Source organism: Streptomyces sp. NPDC026538, from assembly GCF_055567535.1.
The window spans coordinates 78509-96638 of record NZ_JBVHQG010000005.1 but is presented as its reverse complement, the minus strand read 5'-3'; the positions used below and the strand labels follow the sequence as shown (position 1 = coordinate 96638).

The window sequence follows — 18130 nt, the reverse complement described above, 5'->3', positions numbered from 1 at the left end:
ACGAAGAGGGACCTGGGCTCGGAGGGGGGCACAGGTCCCTCTTCGACGTCCGGACCCTCGGACGCCGGGGTTACTTCTTCGGGGGTACGGCCGGGATGTCCAGCAGCGGCAGGCGCAGCGCGCCGAAGGCCTCCGCCGGGACCGCGGGGCGGTGCGGCTCGACCGGCCGCAGGCGCTCGTACGCCTCGCCCTGCCGTGGCCGCGGGTCCGTCTCGCCCTTGTTGGGCCAGTACGACATCGCGCGCTCGGCCTGCGCGGTGATGGTGAGCGACGGGTTCACGCCCAGGTTCGCGGAGACGGCGGCGCCGTCCACCACCGAGATGCCCGGGTGGCCGTAGAGCCGGTGGTACGGGTCGATGACCCCGGTCTCGCGCGAGTCGCCGATCGGGCAGCCGCCGAGGAAGTGCGCGGTGAGCGGGGTGCCCATCAGCTCGCCGACGTTGCTTCCGGCGAAGCCGTTGATCTCGGCGGCGAGCACGCTGGCGGCCTCCGAGGCGGCCTTGATCTGCTTGGGGTTGGGGGCGCCGTGTCCCTGCCGGGCGGTGAGCAGGCCCTTGCCGACGCCGTCCGGTTTCAGGTACGTCGTCAGCGAGTTGTCCAGCGACTGCATCACCAGGCCGATGATGGTCCGCTCCGACCAGCGCCGGTTGGAGAGCGAGCGCAGCACCAGCAGGGGGTGGCGGGCCGCGTTCGCCAGCCAGCCGAGGACGCGGGAGGAGCCTTCCGCGTACGGCACCTGGAGGATGGACATGCCGCCCATCGCGTTGGATCCCTTGCCGTAGCGGACCGGCTCGATGTGCGTGTTCTCGTCCGGGTGGATGGAGGACGTGATGGCGACGCCCCTGGTGAAGTCGGCCTTCGGGGTGCCGTGTGCCCTGCGGTAGCGGCGGTCGTCGGTCTGGGCGCCGACCAGGGCCTCGGAGTTGGTACGGGTGAGGTCGCCCAGCCGGTCGGAGAGGTACGGCAGCTGGCCGCCGGCCTTCATCCGGTGCAGCAGCGTCTGGGTGCCGTAGGTGCCGGCCGCGACGACGACCCGGCGCGCCTTGAAGACCCGGCCCTTCGCCTTCTTGTCGTCGGTGGGGAGGGTCGCGATCGCGTAGCCGCCCTGGGAGTCGTCGGTGACAGAGACGACGGTGGTCATGGGGTGCACGACCGCGCCCGCCTGTTCGGCGAGGTGGAGGTAGTTCTCGTTGAGGGTGTTCTTCGCGCCGTGCCGGCAGCCGGTCATGCACTCGCCGCACTCGGTGCAGGCGTTGCGGGCGGGGCCGGCGCCGCCGAAGTAGGGGTCGGCGACCTGGTCGCCGGGCACGGCCTTCGCCTCGCCGTCGGCGTCCTTGCCGTCGCCGAAGAAGACACCGACGGGGGCGAGGTGGAAGGTGTCGCCGACGCCGAGTTTCTCCGCCGCCGCCTTCAGGTGGACGTCGGAGGGGGTCATCGTCGGGTTGAGCCGCACGCCGAGCATGCGCTGCGCCTGGTCGTAGTACGGCTTCAGCTCCTCCTGCCAGTCCGTGATGTCACGCCACTGGGGGTCGTCGAAGAAGGCCTTCGGCGGAACGTAGAGGGTGTTGGCGTAGTTGAGCGAGCCGCCGCCGACGCCCGCGCCGGCCAGCACCATGACGTTGCCGAGGAGATGGATGCGCTGGATGCCGTAGCAGCCGAGCGCGGGGGCCCAGAGGTAGTTCTTGATGTCCCAGGAGTTCTTGGGGAGGGTGGCGCGGGTGAAGCGGCGGCCGGCTTCCAGGACGCCGACGGTGTAGCCCTTTTCCGTCAGGCGCAGGGCGGTGACGGAACCGCCGAAGCCTGAGCCGACGACGATGACGTCGTAGTCGTAGGCATCCTGGGGCACGATTTCTCCTCTTTGAGCGTACATGCGGGTTGAATGTGGTCGCTCGCGCAGTTCCCCGCGCCCCGCCCCCAAAAGACGGGTCGCCTATCGCAGCCTCAGTGCCTTCATCACCCGAAGGCTCGTGCTCATGAAGGCGGCGTACTTCTCGTCGTCCATGCCCAGTGAGGGGGCCATGGGAAGAAGCCGCTGCTGCGCCACGGTCTGCGCCTCCGTGTACTTGAGGATGCCCTCCGAGCCGTGCCGGCGGCCCAGGCCCGAGTCCTTCATGCCGCCCATCGGGGACTGGACGCTGCCGTAGGCGGGGGCATAGCCCTCGTTGACGTTGACCGTGCCGGTGCGCAGGCGGGCGGCGACCTCGCGGCCGTGGCCGCCGTTCTTCGTCCAGACCGATGAGTTCAGGCCGTACGGCGTCGCGTTGGCGTGCTCGACGGCCTCGTCCTCCGTCTTGAAGCGGTAGATCGAGACGACCGGGCCGAAGGTCTCCTCCGTGCAGACGGCCATCGCGTCCTCGACGCCGTCGAGAATGGTCGGCTCGTAGAAGTAGGGGCCGATGTCGGGGCGGGCGGTGCCGCCGGCGACGAGGGTCGCGCCCTTCTCGACGGCCTCCTCCACGTGCCGGGTGACCGTCTCCAGCTGGCGCTCCCCGACCAGGGATCCCATGTCCGCGCCGTACGCGAGGGACCTGCCGAGGCGCATGGCCCTGGTGCGGGCGGCGAACCGCTCGACGAAGGCGTCGGCGACCGACTCGTGGACGTACAGCCGCTCGATGGAGATGCAGAGCTGGCCCGCCGAGGAGAAGCAGGCGCGGACCGCGCCGGCGGCCGCCTTCTCGATGTCGGCGTCCTCGAGGACCAGCATGGCGTTCTTGCCACCGAGTTCGAGGGAGACACCGACCAGCCGGGCGGCGGCACCCTGGGCGACCTCGCGGCCGGTGCGGGTGGAGCCGGTGAAGGAGACGTAGTCGGCGTGCCTGACGACCTCGGGACCGACGACCGGGCCCTCGCCGAGGACGACCTGGAAGACGTCGGCGGGCAGCCCGGCCTCGATGAGGATGTCGCGGGCCCACAGGGCGGTCAGGCAGGTCTCGGTGTCCGGCTTCATGACGACCGCGTTGCCCGCGACGAAGGCGGGCAGCGCGTCGCCGACGGAGAGTTCCAGGGGGTAGTTCCAGGGGGCGATCTGGCCCACCACGCCCCGCGGGTGGCGCAGTTCGGTGACCTTGGTGAGGGTGGGCATGGCGCCCGCGTGCCGCTTCGGCCTCAGGTAGGAGGGGGCCTTGCGGCCGTAGTGGCGGGCGGCGACGGCGACGGCCTGCACCTCCTCGTGCGCGTGCAGGCGGGCTTTGCCGGTCTCCAGCTGGATGAGGTCGAGGACCTCCGCCTGGCGGGCCAGCACCAGGTCGTGGAAGCGGAGCAGGACGGCCGCGCGCTGCCGGACCGGCACCTTCGCCCACACGGCCTGCGCGGCGCGGGCCGCGTCGAAGGCCTTCGCCACGTCCTCGGGGGTGGACTCGGGAAGGTCGGCCAGTTTCTCGCCGGTGAAGGGCGTGTGGTTGGCCGTACGACCGGATCCGACGACGCCCTTGGTGAGCTGGGCGACCAGCTCGGGCGTGACCACGTCGGCGGCGGTTCGGGCCCCTGCGGGGGCGGGGGCGAGCGGGTTCGTGCCGGTGGTGGCCGGTGCCTGGGCCGGGGCCTGCGAGTCCGTCATGAGCCGCAGGGTATTCGGGCGCGGGGCCTTTGGGTACCCGTGGGTAACCCGGATTCACCGAGTGCACACACAGCGCCAGTGATCACTGGCGGGGAATGTGCTGATCAGGGTGTCGGACGGGGACGATCAGCGCCGGTCAGCCGCGTTCCGGTTTTTTGGTGAGAAGGAGGCCGAGGGCGGCGAAGGGGGTGAGGCGGCGGGGTTCGGGGGCCGTGGCGGGCGGTGTGGCCGGAGGTGGCGACGGCGCCGGTGCCGGTGGTTCCGTGACCCACTTCGGCAGGGCCGTCCCCGCGGCCTCGGCGAGGATCTCGGCGGCCTCCGGGGCGGTCGGCCGGGCCTCCGGGTCGGCGGCGAGGAGTCTCTCCAGAAGCGGGCTGAGGGGACCTGCGTCCCGCTCGGTGGCCGCCCGCAGCAGCGCGCCCAGGGACCACAGGTCGGAGGCGGGACCGGCGCCCCGCCCCGCGGCACACTCGGGCGCGACGAAACCGTCGGAGCCGCCGGAGCCGCCGGAGCCGCCGGAGCCGCCGGCGGAGGTGTGCCCCTGCTGCCCCTGCTGCCCCGCGCCGATGCCGAAGTCGGTCAGGACGACCCGCTCGCCCCCGGCCTCCAGGAGGACGTTGGACGGCTTGAGGTCACGGTGCACGATGCCGACGCAGTGGGCGGCGTGCAGGGCGCCGAGCACCGCGAGCCCGATCCGGGCGGCCTCGGCGGCCGCCAGGGGGCCGTGCGCGGCGAGCGCTTCCTGGAGAGACGGGCCCTCCACCAACTCCATCACGACCCAGGGAAGTTCGCCCTCCTGGAGTACGTCGAGGATGGCGACGGCGGCCGGATCGTCAACGCGGGCGGCGGCCCGGGCCTCGTGCAGCAGGCGGTGTGCGGCGCGCTGCCACTCCTCGTCGTCCCGCTCGCCGGTCAGGCGCGGCTCCTTGACGGCGACCTGCCGCCCGTCCTGCTCGTCGCGGGCGCGCCACACGGTGCCGCTCGGCCCGGAGCCGATGCGCTCGGCGAGCCGATAGCGCCCGCCGATCAGACGTTCCCCGACCGGCTGTTCGCCGTCTTCACTCATGCCACATGAGTACCTTGCGCACCATGCCCTTGTCGAAGCGGCACGGTCAGCGGACCGCGGAGCACGGGCCCCTTCCTGTGGAAGGGCCCGGAAGAGGCCCGGAAGGGGCATGGAAGGGACGCGGGAAGGACCCGGGAGGGACCCGTGGCCGTCCCGCGGGTCGACACCTGGCCGAGAGGGGGACGGCCACGACTCCCGTCCCCCGCCTCGCCTTTGGCACTCGCCCCGAACCGTGCGGGACGGCCGCCGAGGCACCCCGCGGCCTCAGCCCGCCACGAACGTGTCCACCGCGACGTCGAAGTACTCCCGCGCCTCCCGTACCTTGCCGACCGGCGCCGACACCCACACGTCGTACATCCGGCCACCCTCCTCCCAGCACAGGTCGTAGGTGTGCCGGGGGCCCTCCGTCGCGCTGAAGCCTTTCCAGGTGAACTCCCAGAAGGCGGCGGGGTGTCCGGAGTGGGTGGTGTCGGTGACCCGGCCGTCGTGATAGCCGGGGTTCGTGCTCGGCCCTTCGGCCGCCGCCCGCCGCATCGCCGTCCCCGGTCCACCGGTCTGCGGCTCGGAGATCTTGACGCCGAGCCGGAAGGCCTGCCCCGGCGACAGGTAGAAGACGCGCTGACCCTGCGGATCGCGGGTGAAGTCCTCCGGTACGGCGAGGGAGAAGCCGCCCGGATCCCGCGCGAGACGGTAACCGGAGGGCGCGGTGCGGGAGTCGGTGGCAGGCGGCGACGGCGAAGAGGGCGACGGGGACGGAGTCGGGGTGGTGGGCGCCGGGTGCGACGTGGAGACGGTCGCCGTGGGGCCGGGAGCCGGGGTGCCGCCGCCTCCGCCGCCGTCGAACAGCAGCGCGGCCGCCGACACGCCGGCCCCGGCCATCGCCGCGACCAGCAGCGCGGCGACCAGCACCCCGCGGGGCGAGTACCGGGGTGCCCCGCCCGGCGCCGGGGCCGGGGCCGGTGGCCTGGGCACGTCCCGCTGGGTCGGCGTGTACGCGGAGACACCGGCGCTCTCCGCCGTGCCCGCGACCGCGACGGCCCCCGTCTCCAGGAACCCGCGCAGCATCCGCTCGGCCTCCGCCGCGCCCAGCCGCCGTTCCGGATCCCGCTCCAGCAGCCCCCGTACGACCGGCAGCAGCGGCTCCGCCTGGGCGGGTGGCCGGATCTCGTCGGAGACCACGGCGTGCAGGATGCCGCCGAGCGAGTCGCGCCGGAACGGCGACTCGCCGCTGAGCGCCGTACACAGCAGCGCCCCCAGCGACCACAGGTCGGAGGCGGGACCGGAGCGGGAGCCGGACATCCGCTCGGGCGAGGTGTACTCGGGCGACCCGACGAAGGACCCGGTCTCGGTGAGCGTGGTGGCGCCCGCGACCTGGGCGATCCCGAAGTCGGTGAGGACGACACGCCCGGTGGACGACTCGACGAGCACGTTCGCCGGCTTGATGTCCCGGTGCAGCACCCCGGCCGTGTGCGCCGTCCGCAACGCGCTCAGCAGGGCGATCCCGATCCGCGCGGCCTCCCCGACGTCCACCGGACCGCTCCGTGAGATCCGGTCGGCGAGCGAGCCGCCGTCGATCAACTCCATGACGATGTAGGGCCGTTCACCCTCCTCCACCACGTCGTGCACGACGATGATGTGCGGGTGGTGCAGCTGCGCGACGGCCTGCGCCTCCCGCAGGGTGCGGTCGCGGCGCAGCCGGGCGTCGTCGTCCGGGAGGGAGTCGTCGACGGTGAGTTCCTTCACGGCGACCTGTCGGCCGAGTAACTGATCGGTCGCGCGCCATACGACACCCATCCCGCCCCGCCCGAGCCGCGTTTCCAGGCGATAACGCCCCGCGATCAGACGGACGGCTTCCCCGTCGGTCCCCATGGCCCCATGATGCCGCACCGGACGCCCGCGTTCCGGACGGTGACCGGCCAACAAACGCGCCCGGAGCGGCGCACGGGAGCGCGCGGCGTCAGCCGGACGTCCCCGGATCCCAGCTCTGCAGCACCCACTTGAACTGTTTGCTCGCCGTCGCCCAGTCCTTCGCCGGCGACGACATGTAGATCGCGTACTCGACGCCGTCCCGCGAGTAGTACGTCTCCTCGATCGCGCGCCGCGGCCCGGCGGCGTTCGCCCCGTCCTTCTTCAGCGCGGTCCAGGTGTACTCCCACACCGACCCGTCCCGGTCCCGGTACAGGTTCTTTTCCATGGTCACGCGGTGGTAGGCGACCAGCCGCTGCAACTGCTGCTCCAGGTCCAGCTGGTGCGCGAGGGCGTCGGAGAAGTCGGGCGAGCTGTCGATGGCGATGCGGAGGAAGTGGCGGCCGTGGTCGGGCGTGTAGTCGATCTGCTTGAGGTCGCCGTCGATCCCGTAGACACTCCGCTTCCAGCCCTTGGGCAGGGAGAGCTTGAAGCCCAACGGGTCCTCCACGGACCGCCAGTCGGTGGGGATCGCGCCGTCCGGCGCCGAGCTCGCGCCGCCGGAGGAGGAACCGGACGTGGCGGGCACGGCCACACTGCCGGCGCCGCCCTGCTGCCCGAAGTCCCACTTCTGCAGGGCCACCGCCGCGCCACCGCCGAGCAGCGCGGCCATGGCGACGACGAGCGCGAGCGTACGCAGCCGGCGCCGCCGGGGCTGGACGGCCCCGGAGCCGGACGGCGGCCCGATGGTCGTCGCCGCGTCCATGGTGGAGCCGCCCGAGGGACTCCGCCCCCGGTACGAGCCGCCGTAGGAACCGCCCTGCGAGCCGCCGTAGGAACCACCCGGTGAGCCGCTGTACGGGCTGCCGTACGACGCCGAGTCCCGCGAGCTGTCGAACGAGCCCTCGTGCGGTGTCCCGGCTTCCGGCCGTGGCCCCCCGGTGACCTGCGACCGCGTCGGTACGTACGCCTGCGCCCCGCTCGGCCGCCGGCCCTCCGCAGCCTCGGCGAGCATCTGCTCGGTCTCCTCGGGGCCGGGCCGCTGAGCGGGTTCCTTGCGCAGCAGCGCGGTGATGACCGGCTCCAGCGGGCCCGCGTGGCTCAGCTCGGCGGCCTCGTCCTCGACGACGGCCTGCATGGTGGTCAGCGGCGAGGTGCGGCGGAACGGCGAGCGCCCCTCCACCGCGGTGTACAGCGTCGCGCCCAGCGCCCACAGGTCGGAGGACGCCCCGGGGTCGTGCCCGCGCACGCGCTCCGGCGCGAGGTAGTCGACGGATCCGACGACTTCCCCGGTACGGGTGATCGTGGTGTCGCCCTCGATCTGCGCGATGCCGAAGTCGGTGAGGAGGACCCGGCCGTCCCGGCCGATCAGGACGTTGCCCGGTTTGACGTCCCGGTGCAGCACGCCGGCGCTGTGCGCGGCGCGCAGCGCGCGCAGCACCCACAGCCCGATCCGCGCGGCCTCCCGCGGCTCGACGCGCCCGCGCTCCTTGACCTCGTCGGCCAGCGAGTGGCCCTCGACCAGCTCCATGACGATCCACGGACGGCCGTCGTGTTCGAGGACGTCGTGGACGGTGACGACGGCGGAGTGGTTGATGCGCGCCGCGGCCCGGGCCTCCGCCCGGGTGCGGGCCAGCAGGACGGCCTGGTCGCCCTCGGAGACGTAGAGCGCGGCCGTCAACTCCTTGATGGCGACCGCCCGGTGCAGCACTTCGTCGTGGGCGCGCCACACCCGGCCCATGCCGCCGCTGCCGATGATGTCGGCCAGCCGGTAGCGGCCCGCGATGAGCAGGCCCTGCATCTGATTCACGTTGCCCCGCAATGGTCTTGTCAGGGCCAGACTAAGGACCGGCCTGCGGTCATGGAACCGGTGGGGTCCCACGGAGACAGCACTGTGACGGTTTTCGCTTTCGGCACGGAAAGTGAACAGAATCCGCCCAACGGAACGGGAACGATTCAGCTCGCAGCGGCGTTGAAGCTCAGCCCGTGTACTTGTACGTCGACGACGCCTGGGCGTACAGCCGGGTGACCTCGTCCCGTTCCGACTCCGGGCCGCGGACCTGGACGATGTGGTACCGACCGTTGATCAGGAAGACCACGTTCCGTACGAACAGGTCGCCCTGCTGACTGTCCGTCCAGGTGAACTGCCCCTCGGCGGACACCTTCTGGCCCACCGTGATGGTCCGCAACCCGCCCGCGGTGGCCCAGCTGGAGTCCCGGTACGGCTGCAACTCCCGCTCCTTGTCCCGCTGGTACGCCATCGGATCGTCGCCGTAGGTCGCCGCGCTGTCCCGGCCGGCCACGACGATCAGCTCGAACTTCCCGTGCGAGTAGATCACCTGGTCGCTGCCGTTGCGCGGCGAACGGCTCCAGCCCTTGGCGACGGCGACCTGGAAGCCGTCCGGGTCGTTGCGCAGGGTGAAGCCGTCGGCGGCCGTGGCGCCGCCCGTCGAACCCGCGGTGGTCTGCGTCTCGGTGGACGGGGCCGCCGTCTGCGACGGAGTCGGTGTGGGGGTCGGGCTCGGACTCGGTGCGGGACCGGCCTCGCCGGCCGCGCCCGTGCGGTCACCGTTGGTCGCCCCGCCGTTGTCCGCGCTGTCCTTCTTGGGCAGGAAGAGCATGGCGTACGCGACCACGGCGGCCAGCAGGAGCAGCACCAGCAGAAGCAGCGTACGGCCCAGTCTGCGCGGGGACTTGGCCTCCTGCCGGGCGCGCTTGTGCCGGCCGTGCGGACTGGTCGCCGGAAGCCCGGCCCGGCGCCAGCGCACCAGCTGCCCGCGCCGGCGGACGATCGGCAGCCGAGCCGGGTCGGCGGCGGGCGGGGCGGTGACGACATGCGCGCCGGCGTCCGGCTCGGGCGCGGACCGCACCAGCGAACGCAGCCAGCCGCGCAGCTCCTCGAAGTCCAGCCGCTCGGTGGGGTCCTGACGCAGCAGCGACTCCACGACCGGCCTCAGCGACCCGCACTCCTCCGCGAAGGCGGGCGGCTCCGAGCACACCAGCTGCACCAGCTCGGCCGTCGACTCCTCCGGATACGGCGCATGCCCCTGCACGGCCCGGAACAGCAGCGCGCCCAGCGCCCACAGGTCGGTGGCCGGGCCGATGGGTGCCGCCAGCTGCCAGTTCTCGTGCACGGGCCCGGCCTGTTCCGGCGCCCAGCGCTCGGTCACCGGACCGACCACGGTCATCCGCACCTGCCGGGCCCGCTCGGCGGCCAGCGCGGTGGCGGGCCCGCGCCGCCCGGTCACGACGGCACCCGGCTCGCCCCAACGGGGGGCCTGCGCGGGCACGATCGGCCGCGGGAGGTCGGTACCGGGGCCGACGGCCGGCAGGGCGGTGCGCTCCGCGGGAGGCGTGCCGGGGCGGGGCACGGCCCCGTGCCAGGGGGAGGGCGCACCGCTCACCCCGTAAGGGTCGGCGATCTGTCCGGGCGGCACACTGCCGACGGCCCGCTGCCCACCGCCGGGCGCCTCCAACTGCGCCTGCCCATCGGCGTACGACGGCTGTTGGGCCGCGCCGTTGGCCTGCCCCGGGCCATACGGCGACTGGGCCGCGCCGTTGGCATACGGCGACTGCGCGGCACCATTGGCCTGCCCCGGCCCGTACGGCGACTGCGCCGCGCCATTGGCCTGCCCCGGGCCATACGGCGACTGCGGGGTGGGGGGTGTGGTGTCGCCGTCGGCCGGTGGCCGGGCGCCGGGGAGCGCGGCCCGGCCGTTCTGCTGGGCCTCCTGGACCCGGGCCGCGGCCCTGGCCCCCGCCCGGTACGCGGCGATCGCCCCGGCCCGCGCGGCCCGGATGTCCCCACCGGTCTCCAACGCCCGCCGCTCCACCGCACCCGAACCGGTACCACCCGAGCCCTCGTCGGGCCCGGCCCCCGGCAACCCGCCGGCGGCCCGGGCCTGGATGGCGGCGCGCCGGGCGGCCTCGGGATCCACTTCCGCCGCACCGGGCGCCGTCCGCGCGCCGGTCGTACCACCCGACGCACCACCGATGCTTCCGATGCCCCCGACAGCGAGGGCCCCCGAGCCTCCGGGACCGGCCGGACCGCCTGCTGTGGCGGAACCTTCCGCCTCCCCGACACGCCGACGGCCGTCGGCCTCCGCGCCGCCCTCTCCGTCCGGCACCGGCACCGGGTCGTACCCACAGAGCGCCTCTTCCGCCGCCCCGACCGCGAGGCCGGTCAGCATCACGCGGCCGTCGTCGCAGACGAGGACCGTGCGGGCGGTGATGTTGCGGTGCACCCAGCCGTGCGCGTGCAGCACCCGGAGCGCCATCAGCACGTCCGAGGCGACCTCGGCCGCCCGGTACGGCGTCAGCGGCCGCTCGGCGAGCATGGTCGCCAACGTCCGCGCGGCCACGAACTCGCTGACGATCCAGAGCGAACCGCCCTCGGCGAACACGTCGAAGACCTGGTCGAGCCGGGGATGGTCGGGGATCCGGGCGGCGGCCTGCGCGGCCTCCACGGCGCGGCGCACCGCGGGATCGCTCGGCCGGCGTGTCGCGGTGCGGGCGGCCGGTGGCCGACGCGCGCCACGGTCACGGGCCGTGAAACCGTCGGGCAGCCCCTCCGCGTCGAGCACCTCCGCCTCGACGACCTCCGGCAACGGCACCTGCCGGACGTACACTTCCTGCCCGCTGTAGGTGTCGAAGGCCCGGGTCTCGGTGTGTTCGTACTCGTCGGAGGGGGGCAGGGGCAGGCGGTAGCGGTCGGCGAGCACCCGACCCGCGTAGTCGTCCACGTTGCCTCCCCCGGCCGCCCGGTGGTCAAATCCGCTCGTTTCGCGGCCCGTTCTGCATACCTACCTGGATGCGTACGGTCCGCAACCACTCACGATACGTGCCGGAGGCAATTCGCATTGAGGGGATGCGAATTTGTCACTTCGGCTCGAAGCTCGCCGTCAGCGTCTTCCAGGTGTCCTCGCGCAGCTCACTGCTCCAGTCGGCGGCCTTCGCGGTGTACATCAGCGCGTACCCCTGGTGCGGACTGACGACGAACCCGCGGTCGATGGTCCGGTACTCGGTACCGCCGTCCACGTAAGTGAACTCCCAGTCAGCCGTGTTCCAGCCGCGGTAGCTCACCGCCGCTATTCGGATCTTCCGGTACTGGGAACGCACCATGTAACGCTCCTGGTTCTTCCAGTCCGCCACCGGGTCGTCCTTGGGCGTGCTCGTCTGGCCGATCAGCAGCTTCTGCCCGTCAGGCCCGGTGAACCGGTCCCCTGCGGAGCTGCCGGTCTGGAACTTCCAGCCCTTGGGCAGCCCGATCGAGTACCCCTGGCCGTTGTACGTCCGGACCGCCGAGGCGCTGTCACCGTCACCGCCACCGGAGTTCGACGCCGAGGAACCGTCGTCGTCCGATGCGTCGGTGTCCCCGGAGTTCCCGGAGGTCGTGGCCGCCGGGGAGTCGCCGTCCGTCTGCTTACCGCCGCTCGTGTCCTCCTTGGTGGAGGACCCGCCTCCGGATCCCGATCCGGAACTCGCGCTCGCGCTCGCGCCCGAGGTGGCCACCGCCTTGGAACCGCCGCTCTTGCCACTCCCCTTGTCGTCCCCGTCGCCGCCGCCCAGCGTGAGGGCGAGCACGGTACCGAGCACCGCGAGCACCACCACCACGGCGATGATCACCAGGGTCCGCTTCGGCACCACGTCCGTGAGCGGGGCCCGGGGCACGGTCCGGGGCGCCAGGTCCAGATCCGGCGGCGGCACCACGGGCCACCCGGAACTCGCCCTGCCGGCGGCGGACTTGGCCCCCGTCGATCCGCTGCCCTTGCCGGCCCCGCCGGCAGCGGCACCGGCGAGGGGACCGGCAGCGGGACGTGCGGCCTCCGTCGAGCCGGAAACCGAGCCCGAGCCGGTTACGACCGGGCCGGCCTTGGCGGCGCCCGCCTCGGCAGCGGCACTCTTCGACCGGGTCGCGGACGCGGCACTCGCCGCTCCCGCGGCCTTCCGCACGGACCGCAGCGCCCCGCGCAGCTTCTCCCCGGCCTCCTCGCCCCGCCGGGGCGTGGTGCCCTTCTCCTCCTGCGGCGCGTCCGGCTGCGGGGGCAGCGGCACGACCCGGGTGGCATCGACGGGCGGTTCCTCGGGCGCGTTGATCACCGCGTTGAGCATCGCCCGCGCGCCGGCGTCGTCCAGCCGCTGGGCCGGGTCCTTGGTGAGCAGACCGTAGATGACGTCCCTGAGCGGCCCCGCGTTCTTGGGCTCCTCCAGCTGTTCGGTCATCACCGCGGTCAGCGTGGCGATCGCCGACCCCTTGTCGTACGGCGGGGCGCCCTCGACCGCCGCGTACAGCAGACCGCCGAGCGACCACAGGTCGGCCGCCGGGCCGGGCTTGTGACCGCGGGCCCGCTCCGGGGAGATGTAGGAGGGGGCGCCGACGAGCATGCCGGTGGAGGTGATCGACGGGTCGCCCTCGACCTGGGCGATACCGAAGTCGGTGAGCACGACCCGGCCGTCGCCCTCGGCGATCAGCACGTTGGACGGTTTCACGTCCCGGTGCAGGATGCCCTCGCGGTGCGCCGACCGCAGCACGTCCAGGATCGCGAGCCCGACCTCGGCCGCGCGCCGGGGCTTGAGCAGGCCGTCCTCCCGGATGACCTCGGCCAGCGACTTGCCCTCGACCAGCTCCATCACGATCCAGGGCCGGTCGTCCTCCTCGACCACGTCGAAGACCGTCACCGCGCTGTTGTTGCGGATCCGGGCGATCGCCTTGGCCTCGCGCAGGGTGCGCGTGATCAGGCGCCGCTTCTCCTCCTCGTCGATGTTCGACGGGAACCGCAGCTCCTTGACGGCCACCGTCCGACCGAGGGTCTCGTCCTCGGCGCGCCACACCGTGCCCATGCCGCCGCGGCCAAGCACTCGCCCCAGCCGGTACCGCCCGGCGAGAAGACGCTCACTGTTGTCCTGACGAGTCTCCTGACGAGAAGTACCCGCCCGCTCCGCCTCCGACATGCGTCCCCTCATGCAACCCGCCCTGACAGAGCCTTCATTGTCCCTCACCCGACAAGTGCCCAACGCCCAGGGTGCCCCTGACCGCGCATCGGGGCCGGCCGACCGGAACCCCCGGTGACGAGGGCGTCACGCGAACCGGAATGATGGGCCGCGACAAGGGAGGAATCCGGATGCCCACGCTTCGGACACTGGTGGCCATACCGGCCTCTCTTGCCCTGCTGCTGGCACCCGCGGCGACCGGTTCGGCGTCCTCGTCGGAGGCCACGGACCCGCTCCTGTCACAGTTCGTCACCAAAGGCCGGGCACCCGCCGCGGCACTCCTGGCCCACGACGGCGACGACGTCCGCTACGCGGACGCAGGGCTGGGGATCGCCCGTACCGACCACTTCCGCGCCGGCAGCATCACCAAGACCTTCATCGCCACCGTCGTCCTGCAACTGGCCGCGGAGCACCGGCTGTCCCTGTCCGATCCCGTGGAGCGTCATCTGCCGGGGCTGCTGCGCGGACGGGACACCGCCGGGCGGCGGATCACCCTGCGCGCCCTGCTCAGCCACACCAGCGGGCTCGCCGACTTCACCAAGGTCACCCGAGGGGCCGTCCCCCTGACCTCGCTTCAGGCCGTACGCGTCTCGCTCGCCCTCCCCTCGACCGGCCTCGGCCGTTATTCGTACTCCAGCACCGACTACGTCGTCCTCGGCATGGTCGTCCGCCGGGTCACCGGTCACTCGTACGCCACCGAGGCACGGCGCCGCATCATCACTCCCCTCCGTCTGACGGGCACGTCCTTCCCGGGTGCCCGAGCCTCGCTGCCCGCGCCGCACGGCCGTGCCTACGCGGCCGACGGATCCGACATCACCGAGCTCGACCCGCGCGTGGCCGGCGCCGCGGGTGAGCTGGTGACCACGCTCGACGACCTGGACCGCTTCTACGCGGCGCTGCTGGGCGGCGAGCTGCTGCCCTCGCACTGGCTGCGCGAGATGCTCAGCACCCGTGCCGCACATGGGGCGTACGGCCTGGGGATCTTTCCGGTGAAGCTGTCGTGCGGGATCACGGTGTGGGGGCACAACGGCCGGATCGCCGGCAGCTATGTGCGCAGTGCCGCCTCGGTCGGCGGCCGGCATGTCCTCACGTTCCGCGTGAACACGACGGCGGTTGCGGACCCGACCCTCGAACCCGCCCTGCTCACGGCCGAGTTCTGCCCTCGCAGTAGGTAGAACGGCCGGGGTTCGGGAAAAGATCCCGACCCCGGGTCGCTCGATCGGGTGCGGTCGGACGGTCGGGCAGGGGCAGGTCTTTTCGTCGCGCCGCAGCGCTGCTCGGCTCCGACAGCGGTCTCCGGCGGTGCCGAACCCGCCTGGCCCACCGGACGGCGGGCCCGCCGCACGGCAGGCCCGCCGGACCGCGGAGGGCGGCCTACCGCGGCACGATGTCCGGGGCTCCCAGGCGGGCCGCGTCCGCCGTCTGGTCGTCCGGCTGGAGTTGGGACTCCCGTTCCGCCTCCACTCGCTTCTCGTAGTGCTCGACCTCCCGCTCGATCTGGTCCTTGTCCCAGCCGAGGACCGGCGCCATCAGTTCGGCGGCCTCGCGGGCGCTGCGCGTGCCCCGGTCGAAGGTCTCGATGGAGATGCGGGTGCGGCGGGTGAGGACGTCGTCGAGATGGCAGGCGCCCTCGTGGGAGGCGGCGTAGACGACCTCGGCGCGCAGATAGTCGTCGGCGGCCGAGAGCGGCTCGCCCAGGGCGGGGTCGGCGGCGATGAGGTCGAGGACCTCCTCCGCCAACGAGCCGTACCGGTTGAGGAGGTGCTCGACCCTCACGACGTGGATGCCGGTGCGGGCGGCGATCCGGGCCCGTGCGTTCCACATCGCCCGGTAGCCCTCCGCGCCGATCAGCGGGACGTCCTCGGTGACGCACTCCGCGACCCGCATGTCGAGCCCGTGCACCGCCTCGTCGACGGCGTCCTTGGCCATCACCCGGTACGTCGTGTACTTGCCGCCCGCGACGACCACGAGCCCCGGCACCGGATGCGCGACCGTGTGCTCGCGCGACAGCTTGCTGGTGGCGTCGGACTCGCCGGCCAGCAGCGGGCGCAGCCCCGCGTACACGCCCTGGACGTCGTCGCGCGAGAGCGGCACCGCGAGCACCGAGTTGACGTGGTTCAGCAGGTAGTCGATGTCGGCGCTGGAGGCGGCCGGGTGGGCCTTGTCGAGGTCCCAGTCGGTGTCGGTCGTGCCGACGATCCAGTGCCGGCCCCAGGGGATGACGAACAGGACCGACTTCTCGGTGCGCAGGATCAGGCCGGTCGTGGAGTGGATGCGGTCCTTGGGGACGACCAGGTGGATGCCCTTGGAGGCACGGACGTGGAACTGGCCGCGCTCGCCGACCATCGCCTGGGTGTCGTCGGTCCACACACCGGTCGCGTTGACGACCTGCTGGGCGTGGATCTCGTACTCCCCGCCACCCTCCACGTCCTGCACCCGGGCCCCGACGACCCGCTCGCCCTCGCGCAGAAACCCGGTCACGCGCGCACGGTTGGCCGCCTTCGCGCCGTAGGACACCGCCGTGCGCACCAGGGTCGCCACATAGCGGGCGTCGTCCATCTGGGCGTCGTAGTACTGGATGGCGCCGACCAGGGCGTCCTTGCGCAGGGCGGGCGCGATCCGCAGGGCGTGACGGCGGGTCAGGTGACGGTGGACGGGCAGGCCCCGGCCGTGCCCGCTGGCCATCGACATCGCGTCGTAGAGCGCGACGCCCGAGCCCGCGTACAGGCGCTCCCAGCCCTGGTGCTGGAGCGGGTAGAGGAACGGCACCGGCTTGACCAGGTGCGGGGCGAGCCGCTCCAGGAGCAGGCCGCGCTCCTTGAGGGCTTCGCGGACCAGGGCGAAGTCGAGCATCTCCAGATAGCGCAGGCCGCCGTGGATCAGCTTGCTGGACCTGCTGGAGGTGCCGGACGCCCAGTCACGGGCCTCGACGATGCCGGTGTTCAGGCCCCGGGTGGCCGCGTCCAGCGCGGTCCCCGTGCCGACCACTCCGCCGCCCACGACCAGCACGTCCAGCTCGCGCTCGGCCATGGCCGCCAAGGACTCCGCCCGCTGCCTGGGCCCCAGTGTCGCTGTCCTCACCGCTGCCTCCCGCTCTGCCGCCATGGGTCATGGCTCGTCGTCGGTCGTCGGTCGCATCGGCCACACCCGGCAGGCGGGGCCCATGCCCAAAGTCTGACCGCGTTGGCCGACTTCAGCCACCACGCGCCCCCAGCCTGTGGACAACGCTCACCGAACCCCCGGAAGACACACGTACACAATCCCACATAACGTTCATATTTACTCCTAGTCTGACATTGCGCTTCGCTCATCCTGTCCACAGGGCTTGCGCACCTGTCCCGCTTCGGTTACTGGGAAGGACGGCCCACGCCATGCCCGCAGACCTCGCCGTCATGGGACTCGGTCCCTTCGGCCTGCCCCTCGCCCAGGCCGCCGTGGCCGCCGGCATCCCGACGATCGGGTACGCCACCGGTCCCGAGGCGGGCTCGCTCAGCCCCGCCGAGCTGCGCCGGATGCTCTCGAGGGGCTTCCGGGTGGCCAAGGACCCGGCCGAACTGGGGCGGGTACGGACGGCCGTGATCTGCGCGCCGACCCCGCGCGGCGCCGACGGCGGGCTCGACCTGAGCCGGGTGGAGGCCGCGGCCCGCACCCTGGCCGAGCGGCTGCGCCCGCACACCACGGTGATCCTGGAGTCGCCGGTCCACCCGGGGACGACGGAGGACTTCCTGCGGCCCCTGCTGGAGAAGGACTCGGGCCTGCGCGCGGGGCGGGACTTCCATCTCGCCTACTCGCCCAGCCGGGTGGATCCCGGCAGCCGCGACTTCACCCCGGCCGTCACCCCCAAGGTCATCGGCGGCCTCACGCCGGCGTGCACGGAGTCGGCGGCCGCGTTCTACGGCCGGCTCACCGACAAGGTGGTACGCGCGCGTGGACCGCGCGAAGCCGAGACCGTGCAGCTCCTGGAGACCAACTTCCGGCACGTCAACATCGCCCTCGTCAACGAGATGGCCGTCCTCTGCCATGACCTGGGCGTCGACCTGTGGGACGTCATCCGCTGCGCGGAGACCAAGCCGTTCGGCTTCCAGGCCTTCCGTCCCGGCCCCGGCATCGGCGGACACGGGGTCGCCCAGGACCTGTCCGGCGCCGCCGGCCGCGGCCTGCGCATGGTGGAGCTGGCCCAGCAGGTCAACAACAGGATGCCGGGATACGTCGTCCAGCGCGCCGCCGCTCTGCTGAACGAGCACGGCAAGTCGGCCCGCGGCGCGCGCGTGCTGCTGCTCGGCGTCACCTACAAGGCCGACCTCGCCGACCAGCAGGCCACGCCCGCCCGCGAGATCGCGATCCGGCTGATGGAACTGGGGGCCTCGGTGAGCTACCACGACCCGCACATCGCGTCCTGGAACGTCCTGGACCGCCCGGTGCCCCGCGCGGACTCCCTCTACGAGGCGGCCGCCGACGCCGATCTGACGATCCTGGTCCAGCAGCACCGGACGTACGACCTGCAGGGCCTGTCGGTGAAGGCGCAGCTGCTGCTCGACACCCGCGGGGCGACACCGACGGGGGCGGCGCACCGGCTCTGAGCCCCGCTCCGCGGCTGCGGAGAAATCGCCAGG

At 72.8% G+C, this 18130-nt stretch carries 10 protein-coding genes; 2 read left to right on the top strand and 8 right to left on the bottom strand.

Going from position 1 to position 18130, the window contains the following annotated elements:
- Positions 1-70: 70 nt before the first annotated feature.
- From ACZ4N4_RS20875 to ACZ4N4_RS20845, 7 genes are all read right to left on the bottom strand, one after another.
- Entirely contained in the window at positions 71-1846 is a 1776-nt protein-coding gene (locus tag ACZ4N4_RS20875; protein ID WP_453569096.1) for a GMC family oxidoreductase N-terminal domain-containing protein, read from the bottom strand.
- 84 nt (positions 1847-1930) lie between these two features.
- A complete protein-coding gene (locus ACZ4N4_RS20870; RefSeq protein ID WP_453569098.1) occupies positions 1931-3556 on the bottom strand; it encodes a succinic semialdehyde dehydrogenase in 1626 nt (541 codons plus the stop codon).
- Between the two features lie 136 nt (positions 3557-3692).
- Positions 3693-4622, bottom strand: coding sequence for a serine/threonine-protein kinase (locus tag ACZ4N4_RS20865; protein WP_467590791.1), 930 nt, complete (start codon positions 4620-4622; stop codon positions 3693-3695).
- 264 nt (positions 4623-4886) lie between these two features.
- Positions 4887-6491, bottom strand: a complete 1605-nt coding sequence (locus tag ACZ4N4_RS20860; protein WP_467590789.1) for a serine/threonine-protein kinase — start codon at positions 6489-6491, stop codon at positions 4887-4889.
- An 88-nt stretch (positions 6492-6579) separates the two neighbouring features.
- The gene (locus ACZ4N4_RS20855) at positions 6580-8328 is read right to left on the bottom strand and encodes a serine/threonine-protein kinase (RefSeq protein WP_467590786.1); all 1749 of its coding nucleotides are present in this window, start codon (positions 8326-8328) and stop codon (positions 6580-6582) included.
- Between the two features lie 178 nt (positions 8329-8506).
- Entirely contained in the window at positions 8507-11269 is a 2763-nt protein-coding gene (locus ACZ4N4_RS20850; protein WP_467590783.1) for a protein kinase, read from the bottom strand.
- A gap of 136 nt (positions 11270-11405) precedes the next feature.
- A complete protein-coding gene (locus ACZ4N4_RS20845; RefSeq protein WP_467591796.1) occupies positions 11406-13478 on the bottom strand; it encodes a serine/threonine-protein kinase in 2073 nt (690 codons plus the stop codon).
- 170 nt (positions 13479-13648) lie between these two features.
- Between ACZ4N4_RS20845 and ACZ4N4_RS20840 the strand changes: the two genes are divergently transcribed.
- The gene (locus tag ACZ4N4_RS20840) at positions 13649-14692 is read left to right on the top strand and encodes a serine hydrolase domain-containing protein (protein WP_467590780.1); all 1044 of its coding nucleotides are present in this window, start codon (positions 13649-13651) and stop codon (positions 14690-14692) included.
- A 199-nt stretch (positions 14693-14891) separates the two neighbouring features.
- Here ACZ4N4_RS20840 and ACZ4N4_RS20835 read toward each other — a convergent pair whose 3' ends face one another.
- On the bottom strand, positions 14892-16598 hold the full coding sequence (locus ACZ4N4_RS20835; protein WP_467590777.1) for a glycerol-3-phosphate dehydrogenase/oxidase: 1707 nt from the start codon (positions 16596-16598) through the stop codon (positions 14892-14894).
- A gap of 290 nt (positions 16599-16888) precedes the next feature.
- Here ACZ4N4_RS20835 and ACZ4N4_RS20830 point away from each other — a divergent pair, with 290 nt between their 5' ends.
- Positions 16889-18097, top strand: coding sequence for a nucleotide sugar dehydrogenase (locus ACZ4N4_RS20830; protein ID WP_467590775.1), 1209 nt, complete (start codon positions 16889-16891; stop codon positions 18095-18097).
- Positions 18098-18130 lie beyond the last annotated feature (33 nt).

Bases quoted from the DNA above. Each gene is read 5' to 3' on its own strand.
- ACZ4N4_RS20870 (WP_453569098.1), bottom strand. From the start codon at position 3,556: ATGACGGACTCGCAGGCCCCGGCCCAGGCACCGGCCACCACCGGCACG.
- ACZ4N4_RS20865 (WP_467590791.1), bottom strand. From the start codon at position 4,622: ATGAGTGAAGACGGCGAACAGCCGGTCGGGGAACGTCTGATCGGCGGG.
- ACZ4N4_RS20860 (WP_467590789.1), bottom strand. From the start codon at position 6,491: ATGGGGACCGACGGGGAAGCCGTCCGTCTGATCGCGGGGCGTTATCGC.
- ACZ4N4_RS20855 (WP_467590786.1), bottom strand. From the start codon at position 8,328: ATGCAGGGCCTGCTCATCGCGGGCCGCTACCGGCTGGCCGACATCATC.
- ACZ4N4_RS20845 (WP_467591796.1), bottom strand. From the start codon at position 13,478: ATGTCGGAGGCGGAGCGGGCGGGTACTTCTCGTCAGGAGACTCGTCAG.
- ACZ4N4_RS20840 (WP_467590780.1), top strand. From the start codon at position 13,649: ATGCCCACGCTTCGGACACTGGTGGCCATACCGGCCTCTCTTGCCCTG.
- ACZ4N4_RS20830 (WP_467590775.1), top strand. From the start codon at position 16,889: ATGCCCGCAGACCTCGCCGTCATGGGACTCGGTCCCTTCGGCCTGCCC.